This window comes from Microbulbifer maximicatervae (SeqCode), from assembly GCF_052467325.1.
In genome coordinates this window covers 2,443,807-2,461,578 of the sequence record NZ_CP174310.1, presented here as the reverse complement: position 1 = coordinate 2,461,578, position 17,772 = coordinate 2,443,807, and the positions used below count along the sequence as shown (strand labels likewise).

The window sequence follows — 17,772 nt, the reverse complement described above, 5'->3', positions numbered from 1 at the left end:
CATGCAGATGAATTTACTCTATGCCGTCGTGATCAGTAATCTGGCCAGTTGTACAGCACAGGTACTTGCACAGCAAACACCAGTAACCATGACGGGAAGCTCCGAGCCATTGCATACGGGCGCTACTATGGAACCTATCTCCATAGTGCCCCCCCATGCCAGCGGTTTGATGGATGGCGAATCCTATACCGTCGCCAGTGGCGACTATTTATCTAGTATTGCTGCCCGGGCCGGTGTGGGCTTAATTGAACTCGCTAGCTGGAATCTCATTGATTCCCCTTACACAATCTATCCCGGACAACAGTTGCGTTTGTCGCCGCCGCCGAGTGCATCGGTGTCACCTCAGAAGAGGCTGGCGAAGCAAGCGATAGCCTTGAAGGATGTCACTCCAAAAGGCGCCACCATCGAACATGCCCCTGCAGCGCCGCATGCCAAGGGTTTTATGAACGATGACTTTTATACCGTTGCGAGCGGCGACTATTTATATGCTATCGCTGCCCGTGCTGGTGTGAGTTTAAAGGAACTCGCGCGCTGGAATAGCATCGATCCCCCCTACAAAATCTACTCCGGTCAGCGCCTGCGTTTGTCTCCGTCACCGGCTGATGGATCGTCTATTACCGCTGTTAGTAGTGGTGTGTCACCGGAACTGGTGTGCGCTGCCGACGGTTGTCGTACCGGTGATGGATTGCTATTCCAGCTGCGTACTCGCAGTTACGATGAGCCTCTTACGGTAGGCACAAGCAAGCAGTCCTCATCCGAGGAGCTGCAACCTGATCGCAGGGTCGCAATCGGATTGGAAAAGCCGGGACGAGCTGTAGCGCAGGGGCGGTTCTCTGTGTCATTGCCTGATAATGGCGTAATCTGGGCTACCGAAGATCCCACACTGGGCCGGCGCGACTTGTCGGTGTCGGCCCCCACCATGGTGCCATTCGAAAATGGCGCCATCACCCGGCCGGTGCGTTTTTTCGTGCGCAGTAATTACAGCAGCTTTGTCTCGCGCATGGAGTTGGCAGTGTTCCGCAGCACCGACGTCGACTTGATCAGCCCGCTGGCAAAAGTTGCGGTTGATGTAGCTCCAGTGGCGGAGGCTCAGTGGGATAGCGCATTGCCCCGGGATATTCCGTTTCGAGTCGGTGATGAATTGGTCTATGTACTGCGTGCGTTTGATGTTGAGGGGCATGTTGACGAGACCTATCCCCAGCGCTTGCAACTGGTACGCCCCGACGAAGCTGAGCGCAGCCAACAACTCCTGCGAAGTTCAACTGAACGCTCCTTCGGCAGTGCGCTGAGCGAGGAGGAAGCTGAGACCCAGCGCCTGATCGACGATGTGTTCGACGAGAGTAACCTGCGCTACCAGAATATCCCGATTTACGGATCGCGAGTGCGCATACAGGGCCGCAATATTCCGGCTGCTCACACCCTGTGGATCAACGGCGACAGCTACCCGGTCGACCTGGAGCGGAAGTTCGTTGCCGAGTACCTGATGCCGGTGGGCCAGTACCGCTTTGATGTCAGGCTTGAGGGCCCTGGGGGCTCCGTTGTCGAACGCGAGCTGCCGATAGAAGTGAGCGGGCGCTACTTCTTCGGTGTGGGCATCGCCGATGTAACTGTGCGAGAGAACAGGGCCAGTGGCCCCGGCCGCGACTTGGTGCTGGATGGCCGCGATGATGACCTTCTCAGTGACGGCCGGTTGGCGTTCTACCTAAAAGCCAAAACGAAGGGCAAATACCTGATCACCGCCCAGGCAGACACCCAGGATCGGCCCCTGGAAGATCTATTCGACGGATTTACCCAGGCCGACCCACAGGATGTCTTCCGGCGCCTGGACCCGGACCTGTACTACCCGACCTACGGGGACGATTCGACCACCTCCCGGGACGTCGACACCATGGGGCGGTTCTACCTGCGCGCCGAATGGGACAAGAACGAAGCGCTGTGGGGCAATTACTACACCGGAATCACTGGCACTGAATATGCGCAATACGGGCGCTCGCTGTATGGCGCAGGGCTGAACTGGCGCTCAAGTTCGGCCAACCCTTGGGGGGATGCGGATACCGAGTTGCGAGTATTCGGCTCCGAGGCGCAGACCGCGCCCGGCCACAGCGAATTCATCGGTACCGGCGGCAGCTTGTATTACCTGCGCCATACCGACGTGCTGCCCGGTTCAGATCACGTCGTATTGGAGGTGCGCGACCCGGGAACCGGGCTGGTGGAGCGGCGCATCGAGCTGCAGCGCGGTGCTGACTACGAGATTGATGAACTGCAAGGCCGTATCCTGCTGACTCGGGCGCTGTCGCAAATTACCCGGGAAAACATCCCTTTCATTACCCGCGACACGCCACTGGATGGGTTCGAGCAGAGGCTATTGGTGGACTACGAGTGGGTGCCATCGGGCTTCGATGCCGATGAGGTCACTGGGGGTGTGCGTGCCAAGCACTGGTTTGGTGACCATGTGGGAATAGGGCTTACCTATATCGACGAGAACCGCGCCGGTGAGGATTACACGCTGATGGGGGCCGACCTTACCCAGCAGTTTGGCAAAGGCACTTATCTGAAATTCGAACACAGTCGGACCGAGTCCACTATTGCGCCAGTGTTCTTCTCCGACAACGGCGGCTTGAGTTTCTCTCGACTTAACCCGGACGGCTTGCGCGAGGGCGTGGCCAGTTCTGTCGAATCGCGGGTGAATTTCCGCGAGCTGGGCTGGACCGAGCAGGAGTGGAGCGCCGCCACTTGGTGGCGGCAGGTCGACGGCGGCTACTCGATCTCGAGGCATGACACTGGTCTCGATATCGAGGAACACGGCGCAGAGCTGTTGGGCCATTTCAACCCGGGTCTCGGTATCAACGCCCGTTATAGCGAGGCTGAGCGCGATGGTGAAACACTGGCTCAAGCGCACCTCAACAGCGAGTTGCGTATTGGTGACAACAGTGCCCTGAGCGCTGAAGTGCGCGGTATTGAGGAGCAGCGAAGAGAAGGCGATGCCACCGGCCTCTTGGGTGCGCTGCGTTATTCTCATCGATTCGGTACATCGCTGGACGTGTCCGGCACTACCCAGATGACCCTGAGTAACGATGGTGGTGACTATGCCGACAACGATGCTTATTCGCTGGCGGCGCGCTACAACTTCGCCAACCTGTCGACCCTGGGAACTGAGATAACCACTGGCGATCGCGGTGACGCGGCGACGCTCAACGGCGAATACCGGCTTACTTCACAGCACAGCTTCTACGGCGGCTACACCTACTCGACCGACAGTACCGAATACGACTCGCTCTTCAACCCTAATCGCCAGAACGGCTGGACCTTCGGCCAGCGCTGGAGATTGTCGAACCAAGTAAATTTGTTCAACGAAAGTCAGCACATCAGAAGTCGTGATGAGTCAGGGCTGGCGCATACCTTCGGTATGGACTTTTACCCAGCAATTGGTTGGAACCTGGGTTTAATCCTGAGTGATGGCGAGCTGACCAACAGCATCGGCGAGGAGGTATCCCGGAATGCGGTTAGCCTGACCGGCGGGCGTACTTCGCCCGAAACTGACTGGCAGAGCAAGTTGGAATGGCGGCGCGATAGTGGGGCTGAGCGGCGCACACAATGGGTCAGTACCCATCGCCTATCCCATAAACTCAATGAGAGTTGGAGGATTGCTGCGCGCTTTAACTACGCTGACACCGAAGACGAGCTGAACTCGTCTGAGGGAGCAAAGTTCATTGAGGGTAATGCTGGTTTTGCCTACCGGCCTTGGAGCAACAGTCGTTGGGGGTTGTTCGGGCGTTACACCTATCTTTATGACTTGGCCTCGCCGGGGCAGTTGGGTGAGGTGGACTACGACCAAAAGACTCAAGTGCTGGCATTTGAAGGTGTATACCGCTTAGACCACCATTGGGAGCTGGCTGCCAAACTGGCGCGGCGCGAGGGCGAAGTTCGCTTTGGGCGTAATACCGGTGACTGGCTTGATTCGTCCACCACTTTTGCCGCAGGACAGGTCCGTTTTGAGTTTTACCAGAATTGGCACGCGCTGGCTGAGTATCGTTGGCTCAATGTAGATAATGGTGGCACTCGGCAGGGATTCCTAGCCGGTGTCGATCGAGATATTGGAAAAAACATTCGTATTGGTGCAGGTTACAACTTCACAGAGTTTAGTGATGACCTGACGAACTTTGATTACGACCATAAGGGTTGGTTCGTCAACTTTACTGCGCGCTATTGATGGTCGCATGTGCTCGCCCTGCTCAGGTCGGGCACATATACAGGTGCAGTGTGGTACAGCGAGAAAGCAGGAAGCGTTGGTAATTACGAAGTTATTCAGAGGCTCCTCAGAGAATGCTTTGTAATCCAGACGGTATCTGAACCGCTGATAAAAAATCTGGCGACCTTATTAGGGGGGCAATAAGCTCAATAAGGTCTTTCTCCCCCCCCCCCTATATTGGGCGCATATCGCGAGCGGGCATTTAATGCCTGCTCTCAACACTTACATTACGCCTGGTCAACCAGTGATAATTCTCCGAAGATTTTCAACAGAATACGGGGTGGGCATGTGAAGAGTTTATCCCTGAGGGGTACTTCTACATTCACCTTAACAACCAATGCTTTTTAGGCGTGTATATTTTTCCTCAAACATCAATTTAAGGGTTTTTCGTTCTGGATTAGACAAGTTTATTTTTCTTAGGTCAATAAGGTGAATGTGTAGGCAGGGCGTCATAGAGCTAAATTCGTGGAGGTCGTTTTTGGTGAATACAGGGAATAATTCGTTGTTATTGCTGAATTTCCTGAATAGATCGAAGCCTGCGCTGGGAGGTCCAATCATGGGATTTTTCGGGAATGTTAAATCTTTGGCTAAAAAAGCAGCCCTAAATTGATATTGGTGGAGGTCGAAAAAATCTCCTGGAAAAATATAAAGACCTGAGGGGCGCAGAGTGTTTTCGGGAATATTGATATAGCGGTCAAGGCCATATATCGAGGGTGTTGCCACCAAGCGTGATTTCTGGCCATGCAATAGCTCTATTGTGAAATCCCCATAGATATGTTTTAAGGCTGGGGAGTAGATGGAGAAAAATCCTTCAATGCTACGGGCAAAGTTATAGGTTAGTTGTTTGTTGTTGAAGGTATCTAAATTCCAGGTTGTTGTATCTTGCTGCATGGAAAACCTATTTTCTGGATTGCACAAGATAACTGCTAGCTCCTTGCATTTTGTATTAAATTTCAAGGATGTATCTAAGTGCTGGGTTGGCTGGATGAGCGGTTTGAGCAAGATGTTAAATTTCAATAATGTGAGTGATCGTTTAAATGATCGTGATATTTACTGCTGGATTACGTAGACAGAATCTTTCTGAATTCAGCTGGCTAGACTGTCACAATTCTAGTATGGATAGTTGTGTACTTGAGGGTTCATTTTTCTGTGATATACATGGGTGTTTTGTAGGTCGCTAATACTTCCAGGTGCTACAGTGAGATTGTAAGTTCCGGTATTTTTATCTGGCAGTTTGACTCTATTATTTTTTGTGATTTAAACGTAATTCAAACACGATTAGAGTTTTTTTGCAGTGGTATACATGTTTAGTGCCACGTTTTATTGGTTCACTGGTTGTGAGTCTAGTTATGTGTTGTGGGTAAAAGGTACATTAAAGCAGTAGATTTTCCGGGGTGAGGGGAAAGTTTCCTGCCTGATCTTAATTGGTGATGAGCCCAATAGGGTAATACTTCTGGATAAAGGATAAGATTTCAATGAGGAAATAGGAATGAACTTGAGAGAACTGAACGTAAAATCAGACCTTACTCTTCTTTATATAGATTTGGAGGGCGTCCGTTTTGTAACGTCTCCAATCACCCTGCCGGGACATGCAGAAAGTTGGCTGCGCGTTGGTATAACCAAAGATTGTGTTCTGGTTGTTCAGACCCCAAAGCGAGCGAGGTCGATCTATGGAGACCGACATATTTTGTTAGTCGCCATCGTTACAGCCAAGCATAGATTTAATGTTGAGTTAAACAAATTGGCTGGTGTTGTTTTTATGGGGGACGAATTCAAGGTGGAGAATGAACCTAAAGGTAATAAAGGTTAAGTTAATCTAGAGTCTTAACTTTCTGTTTGATGTTTTGAGGGAGTGGTCAAAGCGGTAAAAGCGGTAAAAGGCCTTGAAGGCTACCTACGCCTGCTGTGTTGCAGCTTTTGCAAAGGGCTGCAGCTATTTGAGGTGAGCTACTCCTAACATCTGTAGTCTTTAAAGTCTGCAGGGATATTAAAGAATTGTTCAAAAGCTCCTTCCAGTTAAATCAGTTTGACTGCCGAATAGTAATCCAAACGATACTTAAACAAAAATATAACTTATTTACTTGGTCGGTTACACGATGAGTACCATGTTTGACAGTTTTACTGGTTGAAATTCAATAATGCATTGGGTGTTAAGGTTTTCGCACTTTGATGCAACCTCCCCTGCTTGTGCTGGCCCCGCACAAGCCCCTTTGCCCGGTAGCTTGCCGGGCTTTTTTTACTCCAGTGCTGGCTCCTCATTTCTGCAACTCCAATTTTTTCAACGCTGAATCCCACGGTCGGTTGTTTCACTGCTGGTGAATCCAGTTATCTGCTAGAAGGTGGTGTCTTTGGGGCTTTGTTATGTCCCCTTGCAACCGGGGAATTCCTCTTTCCATGCCTAAGGGAAAAAGAAAAGGAAATATGACTATGTATTACGTAGTGTCAAAACTTGAGCCTGCTGCGATGATATTAATACGCCTGTTGTTGGGGCTTGTACTGTCGGTTGTTTTTATTCTGTCCACAGTCTTTGGCGGTGACGATCAGGGTCATGCCCCGACCATTATGGTCGAGAAGGTGGCCAGCCCAGCCGTAGGGTCGGCCTTTGCAACTCACACCTCTAAATACTCAGCCAAGGCAAATGGGGGGGCGGACGTCGGGGTGGGCAACAAGGTAGCCACCGATATAGGTGGTGACCAGAAGAGTAATGAATTTTTTAGCACTCGAATTGGTGACTTTTTCAACCGTTCCATAGCTTTAAGTGCGAATGGACTTACCCTTGCCGTGGCCGCCCCCGATGAGGCTAGCGCTGTTGTTGGTATTAATGATGACCATGCAAATAGTGATTCAGCTGGTTCTGGAGCTGTCTATGTATTTTCCCGTGAGGATGGTACCTGGCATCAACAAGCGTACATCAAGGCGAGTAACTCTGATGTCTTTGACCGTTTTGGTATCTCAGTAGCCCTGAGTGCAGATGGCCATACCCTGATCATAGGTGCCTATGGAGAGGCTAGCGCCACAACCGGTATTGATAGAGGTCAGATGAATAATGATTCAGTCGGTTCTGGAGCAGTTTATATGTTTGTCCGCGCGGATGATTCATGGCATCAGCAGGCGTATATTGAGACAAATCATATCGAGACAGGTGATAGTTTCGGCGGGTCCATCGCCTTGAGCCCGGATGGTCATACTTTAGTTTTCGGAACTCCCAATGAGGACAGGGCGGCCATCGGTATTATGAGCGATCAGGCCAATGAATCTGCGGAAGATTCAGGTGTCGTATATTTGTACTGAGAGGCTGATTATTCCATAAAAATGCAACCTTTCTTACTGCAGTAGTCCATGCAATCAAAAAATAGCCTTCCACAAAAAATCATTAAAATTGATAAGTTGAATTTACCAGTTGGCGGTTATCCGTGTATACCATCTATTATCTCTCTATTAGAGATTCGAGCATAAAGGAATTGCTGCTGAAATGTTTATAGGTATTTACGGAAAGGGGGGAACTTTATACAAAAAATATTTTCATTGATTGGTAAGTGTTATTCGCAACAAAATCTACTTGTTTCCTGCGCTATGCTACAGAAAATTTGGCCGCCCAAAACTGGCGCGGCCCCACCCTGTGAGGAGTGTTCATCATTCAGCCTATTGCCAAGTGTGGTTAGGTTGATCTGGTGGCCGGTTTAGAGTGCATTCATGGGGTAATAGCTGATTACTATTTGGTGTCATCATAAGTTTGTAATCTCGAATAGTTTATTTGTGAGCAAGTTCCCTATCTTGTACCTATTGCTAACCAATAAATTTCTCAAAAATAGGCTTTTTCTATTGGTCTTTATGTTCTACGTTGGTGTGCTTGCATAGTGTATATGGCTCCGAATCTACGCCAAGATCTTAAAGTCAAATTGTTGTTTAGAGATTTATCGTATTGGTAGATTAGTTTGCATTCGTTTGAATCAGAGTGGTATTTAGGGATGAAAGTATCTTGAATTGCTTGGACTGTTGATGTGGTCTCAGTCGGAGACTCACTTGATGAGGCGCCAGTACAGTTTGTTGGATTAACCAGAGGATCGATGCCCCCTTAAATTGTAATGTTCTGCGTTTTAGGAGATAGAAAGGCCTACCATAAGCAGAAATCAAGCCGGCTAAAAAATCCCTCTGCTTTTATTTGAGGCATTAAGGTAAATACCTCGATAGTTTAAATGGTAGATAACACGATCCAGGGTTAATTTTTTAATAAAATCTTATATGGGGATACCTTCAAAGGATTATATGTTTTCCGGTAAGTTGGTTCTTGCTGGTGAGGTGGTCAGGAGCATATTCCGCTAACTTAGAAATTTAAAAAGGGTCATCGGTATGAGTAAACTCAGTTTCGTGGAGTACCTCTGGATTGATGAAGCGGGTCCGATGCAGCAGATTCGTTCGAAGGCCAGAGCTCTTAGTTTGCCAGATTGTCCGGTAGTGACGGATTTCCCGTTGTGGACTTTTGACCGCTCCAAGACGGAGCAGTTGGATGATAGTGATTCCGACTGTTTCCTCAATCCAATTCGAGTCTATCGGGACCCACTACGTGGGCTAAATGACTATATCGTACTTTGTGAGGTACTTGAGGAAGGTAAAAAAATTCACCTGTCAAATATACGTGCCAGAATAAGAAAAACGTTAGACTGTCTGGAGAGAATTATTGAACCACAGCTGGGTTTTGAACAGGAATATAAACTTATTTCTGATTGCTATCCGTTTCGTTTTTCAGGGGTTGAGGCCTTTTTATTGCAAAGGGTTTATTACTGTGGTGTAGGCAGTGAATCGGTTTATGGGCGAAAGGTTGCTGAGGCACATGCGAAAGCCTGTATCGATGCTGGAATTCTTATCAGTGAGATCAAAACCATAACGCTGGGGCAATGGGTATTCCGAATCGGTTATCGTGGTATTGATGGTGAATGTTGCGATGCGCTAACGATAGCGGACGATGTTTGGGTTGCCCGATACCTTTTGAATCGTGTTTGCGAAAGATTTATGGTGCGCGTATTTTTCAGCAGCAAATATCTTGATGACAGCTGGAAAGGACCTTGCATACGAACTAAGTTTTCGACCGCCATTACTCGAGACCCAGATAAGGGACAAAAGGCCCTTATGAATATTGTTAATGCGCTTAACGGGAAGTTCAATGTCGAACATGACGATGAACTTATTCGAGAAGCCCGGCCTGTCGTCAGGCAAGGTTGTGTCTATTTGGAAGGACTACACTCCGGGGTCAATACAGACCCTTATCACATCGGGTACAACCTTATTGCTTCTACCATCGATGACGTTGACGATGCTGATGCGTTGCGGTCACTGCGCGAAGCTGGCCTACTTTTGACGAAAAGCCATCGTGATACGGAAGGCAGTGCCAATACATTAAGAGACCGAAGTGGTCACACTATCCCAGCGAAAAGTGAGGGTGTTACCCGTGAGTGAATTTTGGAATTGCTTTACTCGTGAGAAAACGGACGAACAATATAATCCCGTTTTGTGGACACATCGCCTCCCTACAGATCTTCTTTTGCCGTCTCATGCAGAGTTTACTGGAAGTCGCAGTTTAACTTATCGCAAAGCGATTAAGGACGGTTTACAAACTGTCAGTTTTGGGAAAGGGGACTACTCGGGCTCGATGGATGTATTCAGGCCGGATAAAGTCCCTGAAAATGCTCCGGTTGTAATTTATATTCACGGTGGTTGGTGGCAGTGGTTTTCAAAAGAACAGTTTTCTTTTCTGGCCAAGCCTTTTAATAAAGAAGGATTTGCAGTGTATATGCCGGGTTACCGTATGGCCACGGACTGGAAAAATGATACTCCAATGGAGTCTATTGTCGCGCAGATGCAGTGGGCAGTGGCGAGCGTACTAAAAGAGGCCGAGGAAAAAGGATCTCCATCTGTATACTTAGTGGGGCACTCGGTTGGGGGGCAGCTGGTGGCATTATTACATCAGACAGATTGGAGTCAATTTGGCGTTCCGGTAACTGCTCAACGTAAATTTAAAGGTGCATTCTCCCTCGCTGGCATATTTGATGTTCGCCCATTGGTTAATAGTTTTTTCAATGATCTCATTAAGATGTCGATGGAATCTGCTGAAAAGGTAAGTCCCCAGATGCTAGTGTCTGGTATTGATACAACAAGATGCCCGCTACATTTAATAGTGCCTGAATTTGATACTCTGGAATTTTTTCGGCAGACCAAAGAGTATCAAGAGAAAATGCTAGAAATGGATAATCCCTGTTATTTCAAATTAGCTAATAATCGGGACCATCTTGATCTGATAGAAAAATTAGTCGATGACCAAGATGAAGTCCTTGCCTATATGCTTGAGAATATGAAAGCCTAGCGACGATTTAGTCTTTTGAAGTCCTCTTAGGCGGCAAAAACATTTTGCCGTTTGATGACTACTGCTGTATCGGCGACAGTGTCAATTTTGTGTGGGAGTGAGGGGCGGCGCTTTAGAGACAAGCGTCTATATAAGTTCTATTGACGAATTATAATGGGCGCCTGTTTTCTCCTCCTGGATAGATTATGCCGAGACCCAAATCCACTGTCTCTTTGGATGAGGTGCACTGGGGTGCACTCAAAACCCTCTTCCCCTACTTATTGGAGTTCCGCCGCGCCGTAGTCTTGGCGATCCTCTGCCTGATTGGCGCCAAGGTTGCGGGTGTTACCCTGCCATTTTTGCTCAAACATATTGTCGATGACCTGGATAGTGCTGGGGGCATGGCCCAGGCAGTGGCATTACCTTTGGGGCTGCTGTTGGCCTATGGGGCTGTGCGTCTTTCCAGCACTCTGTTTGGCGAACTGCGAGACACGATTTTTGGCCATGTCACTGAGCGGGCCCAGCGCCGGATCGGGCTTGAAGTGTTCCAGCATTTGCACAAGCTGGACCTGGATTTTCACCTGAACCGCCGTACCGGTGGGCTCTCTCGGGATATTGAGCGGGGCAATAGCGGCATCGGGTTCCTGATGCGGTTTATGGTCTTCAATATCGTACCCACGCTGGTAGAGATAGCTATGGTGGCGGGATTGCTCTGGTGGAATTACAGCGAGTTATTTGCGCTATTAGTGTTGGCCGCAGTGATTATTTATATCGGCTTTTCAGTGGTAGCCACTGAATGGCGTACGCGCTTTGTCAGGGAGTTGAATGAGGCGGAGTCACAAGCCAGCAGTCGTGCAGTTGATAGTCTGCTCAACTATGAGACGGTTAAGTACTTTGCCAATGAGCGACATGAATCCGGTCACTATGACCGGGAGCTGGCCAGTTGGGAGAAGGCCCGGCGTAAGAACAGGCTGTCCCTGTTTGGCCTAAATAGTGGCCAGGCGCTGATTATTGCCAGCGCAATGTGTGCAGCAATGGTTCTTGCCGCGGTAGGAGTCACCAAAGGCACTATGACCATCGGTGACTTCGTATTGGTGAATGCCTTTATGATGCAGATCTTTATACCGCTAAATTTTCTCGGCTTTGTGTACCGGGAGATGAAAGGGGCACTGGCAAATATTGAGAAGATGTTCTCTTTACTTGCGGTAAAACCTGCTGTGGAAGATCTTCCCCGGGCGGCCCCCCTCACCGTGATGGAAGGCCGAATTGAGTTTGATAACGTCCAGTTTGGCTACAAAGATAATCGCCAGATCCTCAAAGGTATCAGCTTTGCTGTGGAGCCACGGCAAAAAGTGGCAATTGTTGGCGCTAGCGGTGCAGGTAAATCCACCCTCTTTAAGCTCCTGTTTCGTTTTTATGACGCTAACAGCGGTTCAATTTCCATTGATGGCCAGGATATTCGCAGTGTTTCCCAGGAGTCGCTGCGCAGGGCTATTGGTGTTGTGCCTCAGGATGCGGTGTTGTTCAACCAGTCGATCCGGGACAACGTGCGTTACGGACGTGTAGATGCCTCAGATACCGAGGTGGATGAGGCGATCCGCCACGCCCAGCTGGAAGGCTTTGTTCAGCAACTGCCAGAGGGGGCCGATACCCTGGTGGGGGAGCGGGGTCTTAAATTGTCCGGAGGGGAAAAGCAGCGGGTTGCTATCGCTCGGGCCCTGCTGAAAAAGCCTCCGATTATGATCTTTGACGAAGCGACCTCATCTCTCGATAGCCACTCAGAGCAGGGCATAGTGGCATCCCTGCAGGATATTGCCCGCGAGCAGACATCGTTAGTGATCGCTCACCGCCTCTCCACAATTGTGGATGCAGACTGCATTCTGGTAATGGATCAGGGCGGAATAGTCGAGCAGGGAGCCCACCGGGAATTGATGCAGGCTGACGGACACTACGCGGCCCTCTGGCGTATGCAGCAACAGGAGCGTGGAACTGAGACCCAGGCGGCCGAGGTGCCTACGCCATGACGGTTGATAAATCCCTACAGCCAGACTAATGTGGCGCCGATACAAAAAAATGATAGGCAGAGCGATATGACCATTCCTTTTCAGGCTACCAAGATAGCGGCAGCAGTGTTGGCACTGGCCCTTGTTGGCGCTTGTTCCAAAAAAGAGCAGCAGCCCGAAGAAGTTGCCAAAGCGGAAGCTGAGGCTCAGATTGTAGAGTCCAAGACTGTACCTGTGCCCTCAGGCCAAAAGGTAGAAGATGCGGATAAGCGTTTTGATATCTATGTACCGGTTGAGCTCACTGCAAATCTAAGCGGTCTCTCCGACAACCAGCGCAAAATGATTGGCCTGCTGATTGATGCCAGCCAGATTATGGATCGCCTGTTCTGGTTGCAATCCTACGGCCCAGCTGAGGAATTGCTCCCGGATATTGAAGACAACCGCGCTCGTAAGTTTGCCGATATCAACTATGGCCCCTGGGATCGCCTTAACGACAACAAGCCGTTTATTGTTGGTTATGGAGATAAGCCCCTGGGTGCTAACTTCTACCCAGCGGATATGACCCGCGAAGAGTTCGAGAAATGGGACCAGGCAGGAAAAGACGGCTTGTACTCCCTGGTACGCCGCAATGAGTCTGGCAGTCTCGAACTGGTGCCTTACAACGAAGCCTACAATGCGGACCTGAATAAGGCAGCCAGCATTCTGCGCCAGGCAGCTGAATTGGCTGAGAGCAAAGAATTTGCTAACTACCTCACTATGCGTGCCGATGCACTTCTCTCCGATAATTTCCGCCCCAGCGATATGGCCTGGATGGATATGAAGGAGAATGATATCGATGTGGTTATTGGTCCTATTGAAAACTATGAAGACCAGCTGTTTGCCTATCGTACCGCTTATGAGTCCTACGTCCTGCTGAAAGACAAAGAGTGGAGTAAAAAACTGGCCAAGTTTGCCTCTCTGCTGCCCGAGCTGCAGAAGGGTTTGCCGGTTGAGGAAAAATACAAATCTGAAGAGCCCGGTACTGATTCAGACTTGAATGCCTACGATGTACTCTTCTACGCCGGCCATAGTAACGCGGGCTCCAAGACTATTGCCATTAACCTTCCCAATGATGAGGAAGTACAGTTGGCCAAAGGCACTCGCCGTTTGCAGCTGAAGAATGCAATGCAGGCCAAGTTTGACAAGATCCTGGTGCCGATCAGCGATGTATTGATTGCAGAAGATCAGCGCAAAAATATTACCTTCCCGGCTTTCTTTGCCAACACCATGTTCCACGAAGTGGCCCACGGTTTGGGAATTAAAAAGACCGTAGAAGGCGGAAATAATGTTCGCCAGGCTTTGAAGGAAACCTCTTCCGCCCTGGAAGAAGGTAAGGCTGATATCCTCGGTCTGTACATGGTTACCCGCTTGCATGAAAAAGGTGAGCTGGAAGAAGGCCAGCTGATGGATAACTATGTTACCTTCCTGGCGGGTATTTTCCGCAGCGTACGTTTTGGTGCAGCCAGTGCCCATGGTAAAGCCAATATGATGCGCTTTAACTACTTTAAGGAGCAGGGTGCCTTCACTCGCGATCCCAAGACTGGTCAATACAGCGTTGATTTTGAAAAGATGCAACAGGCGATGACCAACTTGTCTCGTTTAATCATTACTATCCAGGGTGATGGTGACTACGAGGAAGCCAAATCACTGCTGGAGACTAAAGGCGTAATTGGCCCTGAACTGCAGGCTGATTTGGATCGCTTGGCTGAGGCCAATATTCCGGTTGACGTTACCTTTATTCAGGGTAAAGAAGTACTTGGTTTGAAGTAATTTCCTTACCTTTTGTTTAAAAAAACCCGGCGCCTGCCGGGTTTTTTTGTGCCCCGAAAATTTACCCCCCCCTTCGATTTGCTATTTCCCCGCTGATTGCAGCTTAGTACTTTAGGTACTTTTTCTTATGGCGGAATTAATAGTCACGTCCAAACTAAGGAGGCAGTCTGTATCCCAGGCTAGGAATTCCAACTCTTATACAATATTGACAGAGGTTTTACATGGATATTAAGCAGTCAGTTATTAAGTTATTAATATTAGGCGTAATGGGGCTATTTACAGCGTCATACTCTTTTGTAGTATCCGCTCAGGTATCCTGTGGTGATGTTATTACAACCGCCGAAGTGCTTACACAGGATTTACTCTGTGACCTTACTGCTGCTGAGCCTGATGCCCTTACGATAGTTGGTCCTGAAGGCAGTTTGAGTATGGGAGATTTTTCTGTGACCTGTGCTACAGGTGCGGGATTTGGCGGTGCTGGAATACGTATCCTGGGCCAAGGTGCGGTATTGACTGGCGGTGCCATTAATGATTGTTTTGACAATATTTTTATAGACGGTGTGGGTTATCACACGGTCGTCGGAACTGAGCTAGTTGGTAGTGTTGACGATGGTATTGATATTGACAGTATCTTTAACAATATTAGTGGATGCATAATCACTGATAGTGGTCGGGTAGGTGTTGATATGGATGATGATTTTAATACTCTCTCTTCTTGTGTTGTATCGCTCAGTGTCTCTGATGGAATTCAGGTAGATGATAGCTTTTCAAATGTGTTCAATAATATATCTACATTCAATGGTGGAGCAGGAATTCTAATCGAGGGCTCATCCAGTAATATAATCTCCCAAAATTTAGTATCAAGTAATGATGGTGGAGGTATCGTTTTGGAATTCACGAATTCAACTAATAATGTCATAACTGGAAATTTCTCTGAACTTAATCTTTCCTTTGATTTATATGATACGGTTGATCCCGATTGTAGTGGCACCAACATTTGGTACGCTAATGATGCCATTACTAAAAGTCCAAGCTGCCTGGATTGAATTTTTTCGCGATTTGCGAAACTTACTAAAAAGGGAGAAGGAAAGACTACACCGCGCTCGGGACCCTATGAGGCATGGATGCCGATTAGGAGCTTACAGGGATGTATTCACTGCGTGTCTCGAGTGCGGTGTATTCTTTCCTTCCACCCCAGTAGTAAGTTGTGTCTCTTAGGCGATTCAATTGAATAGTGAGAGCTAACCTAAACTTGAGTCGCCTTTTGGTTTCTTTAAGTTTGTGAGGCGATTCAAAAAAATAGCTGTTTGTGATGAGGCATTGATGGCTATGAATCGTAGTGCTGTTAATGCACAATAAATTTGATGCTATATTCTAATTGTTTGGCGGTTAAGCGGTATAAGTGAAGCTCCCAATTGATCAATATAATTCAACTATAACAATGGATTAATTATGTCTCGTGTTCTGTACTCGGGTACTAAAAATGCATCCACTTGGGCCTTTAGGGCTTGGTTGGCATTGCGTGAACAGGATGTTCAATTTGAGGAAGTGGTTGTAGATATTCGCCGGCCACAGCGATTCCAGAACTTACAGCGTATCGGTGAGCTATCCCCTGCGAGATCAGTACCGGTACTGGAAGAGGGGGATATGATTATTTTTGATTCCTTGGCCATTATGGAATATGCCAATGACATTGGCTCTGGTGAGCTGTTACCTCAAGATCCATTGATGCGGGCCCGAGCCCGGGCCATGCTTAGCTGGCAACATTCTGGGTTGTCCGGGTTGTGTCCACGTCTGTCCTTTGAAAGTGCATTTTATCCAGATAAACGTCTAATGACCCCTGAAGAAGAGATGGATGCGGAGCGCTTATTTGCCGCCTGGGAGGGAGAGCTTGAGCAAAATGGTGGCCCTTACTTGATGGGTGCTTTGTCCCTGGCAGATTTAGCCTTTGTGCCAACAGTGATAAGAATTTTCTCCCACGCCCCAGATTTGCAGCCCTGGCCGCTTACCAAACAGTGGATAGACCGGTTGCTGGGGCGTGACAGCGTAAAAGAGTGGATGTCAGAGGCTGCTGAACTGCCACCGGTAGTACTATCGGATTATCGGTAGGGACTAACTTCCGCAGAGATCAGGATTTTTTAGTGACTAAACCCGTTAGGTGAAGCTGAACCAGCTTCACCTTTTTTACTATTAGTGGCGTAAATTAATCGGAAAAAGAAGCAGGGTACGTATTTTTTATCGTAAGAAAGTTTCAAGCGCAATCACTGGCTAATAGTGATGCCAATGCGGTCTAAACTGTGCTGGGTTAACCAGTGCGCCAGTTGATGTTTGAGGCGATCAATTTATCAAATATTAAGGATAATATTTAGATCAATGAAAAGATTAGCCTTTAGTCTATGTTTCTTGTTGAGTAGTGGGGTACAGGCATCGTGCCACTTGGAAGAATATGAACGCTTTATCAATACTCAAAGTTTGGTGATGCTTGAGGCCTCCGTGAAACTATTTGAGGAGGATAAGGAGAAGTTTAAAATCATTAAGCCGTTTGTAAAATTGGAAGTGCGCAATAACAAGCTTAAAGTTTATGTGGCGAAGAAGTTGAGTGAGAAAGAATCCACCGTTCTTAACTTTGACGGCCCTATTGCGAATTACGTTCCCAGCGTATCAGTGCAAATTATGCCGGATGGCTCCATACGGGATAAAGTTGATTTGGCAATGTCTGATGATGTTTTTTATCGGACAGAGAAAGCTGCCATGGCGCCACTGCAAAGTTTATATATGTTTCACGAGGGAATGAATGAAGCGGAAAAGAGAAAATTTACACGAGCAAGAAATTCCCTGAGTAAGCATATGGAGACTATTGAGCAATTCTCATATATGAAAAGAGCCTTCACGATGCGTCTTGAAAATGTTTGCCCGGTAAATGGTTGAGTGCAAAATTATTTATGCTGCTATTTGAAATAAAAACTATAGCTTTGTTCCTGGCTACGGCGCTTGCAGAGATAATTGGATGCTATACAGTTTATTTATGGTTAAAGCAGGATAAAAGTATTTGGCTGCTAGTGCCAGGAGGTATTAGCCTGGCAATATTTGCTTGGCTGCTGACATTGCATCCGGCCCCTGCGGGTCGGGTGTATGCGGCTTATGGGGGGATTTATATTTTGAGCTCAATAATGTGGTTATGGTTGGTTAACGGTGTCAAGCCCACCGTTTGGGATGTGAGTGGTGCCGCTGTAGCAATGCTGGGTATGGCTATTATTATGTTTTCACCTAGACAAATGGTTAGTTAGCTTAATTACATACACCCTACTGTTATCCAATATGAATAACGGTTGATTACTATATTTCCTGTTGGCGCAAAACCTATGAGATGTAGA

12 protein-coding genes are annotated in these 17,772 nt (G+C 48.2%); 11 read left to right on the top strand and 1 reads right to left on the bottom strand.

The window, feature by feature from the left end; all coding sequences use genetic code 11:
• Nucleotide 1 precedes the first annotated feature (1 nt).
• The gene (locus tag ACJJIE_RS11060) at nucleotides 2–4,210 is read left to right on the top strand and encodes a LysM peptidoglycan-binding domain-containing protein (protein WP_444894630.1); all 4,209 of its coding nucleotides are present in this window, start codon (nucleotides 2–4) and stop codon (nucleotides 4,208–4,210) included.
• 366 nt (nucleotides 4,211–4,576) lie between these two features.
• Here ACJJIE_RS11060 and ACJJIE_RS11055 read toward each other — a convergent pair whose 3' ends face one another.
• Nucleotides 4,577–5,140, bottom strand: a complete 564-nt coding sequence (locus ACJJIE_RS11055) for a hypothetical protein (protein WP_444894629.1) — start codon at nucleotides 5,138–5,140, stop codon at nucleotides 4,577–4,579.
• A 598-nt stretch (nucleotides 5,141–5,738) separates the two neighbouring features.
• Here ACJJIE_RS11055 and ACJJIE_RS11050 point away from each other — a divergent pair.
• From ACJJIE_RS11050 to ACJJIE_RS11005, 10 genes are all read left to right on the top strand, one after another.
• Nucleotides 5,739–6,059: a hypothetical protein gene (locus ACJJIE_RS11050; RefSeq protein WP_444894628.1), complete on the top strand. Its 321-nt coding sequence runs from the start codon at nucleotides 5,739–5,741 to the stop codon at nucleotides 6,057–6,059.
• Nucleotides 6,060–6,676: 617 nt separating this feature from the next.
• Nucleotides 6,677–7,540 carry an FG-GAP repeat protein gene (locus tag ACJJIE_RS11045; RefSeq protein ID WP_444894627.1) on the top strand — a complete coding sequence of 288 codons (864 nt, stop codon included), beginning with the start codon at nucleotides 6,677–6,679 and terminating at the stop codon, nucleotides 7,538–7,540.
• Between the two features lie 1,059 nt (nucleotides 7,541–8,599).
• The gene (locus tag ACJJIE_RS11040) at nucleotides 8,600–9,703 is read left to right on the top strand and encodes a glutamine synthetase (protein WP_282931724.1); all 1,104 of its coding nucleotides are present in this window, start codon (nucleotides 8,600–8,602) and stop codon (nucleotides 9,701–9,703) included.
• Nucleotides 9,696–10,607 (top strand): alpha/beta hydrolase, encoded by a 912-nt coding sequence (locus ACJJIE_RS11035; RefSeq protein ID WP_282931725.1) that lies wholly within the window; start codon nucleotides 9,696–9,698, stop codon nucleotides 10,605–10,607. The genes ACJJIE_RS11040 and ACJJIE_RS11035 overlap by 8 nt, the downstream gene beginning before the upstream one ends.
• 185 nt (nucleotides 10,608–10,792) lie before the next feature.
• On the top strand, nucleotides 10,793–12,610 hold the full coding sequence (locus ACJJIE_RS11030) for an ABCB family ABC transporter ATP-binding protein/permease (protein WP_444894626.1): 1,818 nt from the start codon (nucleotides 10,793–10,795) through the stop codon (nucleotides 12,608–12,610).
• Between the two features lie 66 nt (nucleotides 12,611–12,676).
• Entirely contained in the window at nucleotides 12,677–14,398 is a 1,722-nt protein-coding gene (locus tag ACJJIE_RS11025; protein WP_444894625.1) for a DUF8614 domain-containing protein, read from the top strand.
• Nucleotides 14,399–14,619: 221 nt separating this feature from the next.
• Nucleotides 14,620–15,444, top strand: a complete 825-nt coding sequence (locus tag ACJJIE_RS11020) for a right-handed parallel beta-helix repeat-containing protein (RefSeq protein WP_444894624.1) — start codon at nucleotides 14,620–14,622, stop codon at nucleotides 15,442–15,444.
• A gap of 406 nt (nucleotides 15,445–15,850) precedes the next feature.
• The gene (locus tag ACJJIE_RS11015; protein ID WP_444894623.1) at nucleotides 15,851–16,507 is read left to right on the top strand and encodes a glutathione S-transferase family protein; all 657 of its coding nucleotides are present in this window, start codon (nucleotides 15,851–15,853) and stop codon (nucleotides 16,505–16,507) included.
• A 327-nt stretch (nucleotides 16,508–16,834) separates the two neighbouring features.
• A complete protein-coding gene (locus ACJJIE_RS11010) occupies nucleotides 16,835–17,326 on the top strand; it encodes a hypothetical protein (RefSeq protein WP_444894622.1) in 492 nt (163 codons plus the stop codon).
• Between the two features lie 14 nt (nucleotides 17,327–17,340).
• On the top strand, nucleotides 17,341–17,685 hold the full coding sequence (locus ACJJIE_RS11005) for a YnfA family protein (RefSeq protein ID WP_444894762.1): 345 nt from the start codon (nucleotides 17,341–17,343) through the stop codon (nucleotides 17,683–17,685).
• Nucleotides 17,686–17,772 lie beyond the last annotated feature (87 nt).

What these genes read in the sequence shown, in the direction of transcription:
- ACJJIE_RS11015 (WP_444894623.1), top strand. Translation starts at nt 15,851, where the DNA reads ATGTCTCGTGTTCTGTACTCGGGTACTAAAAATGCATCCACTTGGGCC.
- ACJJIE_RS11045 (WP_444894627.1), top strand. Translation starts at nt 6,677, where the DNA reads ATGTATTACGTAGTGTCAAAACTTGAGCCTGCTGCGATGATATTAATA.
- ACJJIE_RS11060 (WP_444894630.1), top strand. Translation starts at nt 2, where the DNA reads ATGCAGATGAATTTACTCTATGCCGTCGTGATCAGTAATCTGGCCAGT.
- ACJJIE_RS11005 (WP_444894762.1), top strand. Translation starts at nt 17,341, where the DNA reads ATGCTGCTATTTGAAATAAAAACTATAGCTTTGTTCCTGGCTACGGCG.
- ACJJIE_RS11025 (WP_444894625.1), top strand. Translation starts at nt 12,677, where the DNA reads ATGACCATTCCTTTTCAGGCTACCAAGATAGCGGCAGCAGTGTTGGCA.
- ACJJIE_RS11030 (WP_444894626.1), top strand. Translation starts at nt 10,793, where the DNA reads ATGCCGAGACCCAAATCCACTGTCTCTTTGGATGAGGTGCACTGGGGT.
- ACJJIE_RS11050 (WP_444894628.1), top strand. Translation starts at nt 5,739, where the DNA reads ATGAACTTGAGAGAACTGAACGTAAAATCAGACCTTACTCTTCTTTAT.
- ACJJIE_RS11040 (WP_282931724.1), top strand. Translation starts at nt 8,600, where the DNA reads ATGAGTAAACTCAGTTTCGTGGAGTACCTCTGGATTGATGAAGCGGGT.
- ACJJIE_RS11020 (WP_444894624.1), top strand. Translation starts at nt 14,620, where the DNA reads ATGGATATTAAGCAGTCAGTTATTAAGTTATTAATATTAGGCGTAATG.
- ACJJIE_RS11055 (WP_444894629.1), bottom strand. Translation starts at nt 5,140, where the DNA reads ATGCAGCAAGATACAACAACCTGGAATTTAGATACCTTCAACAACAAA.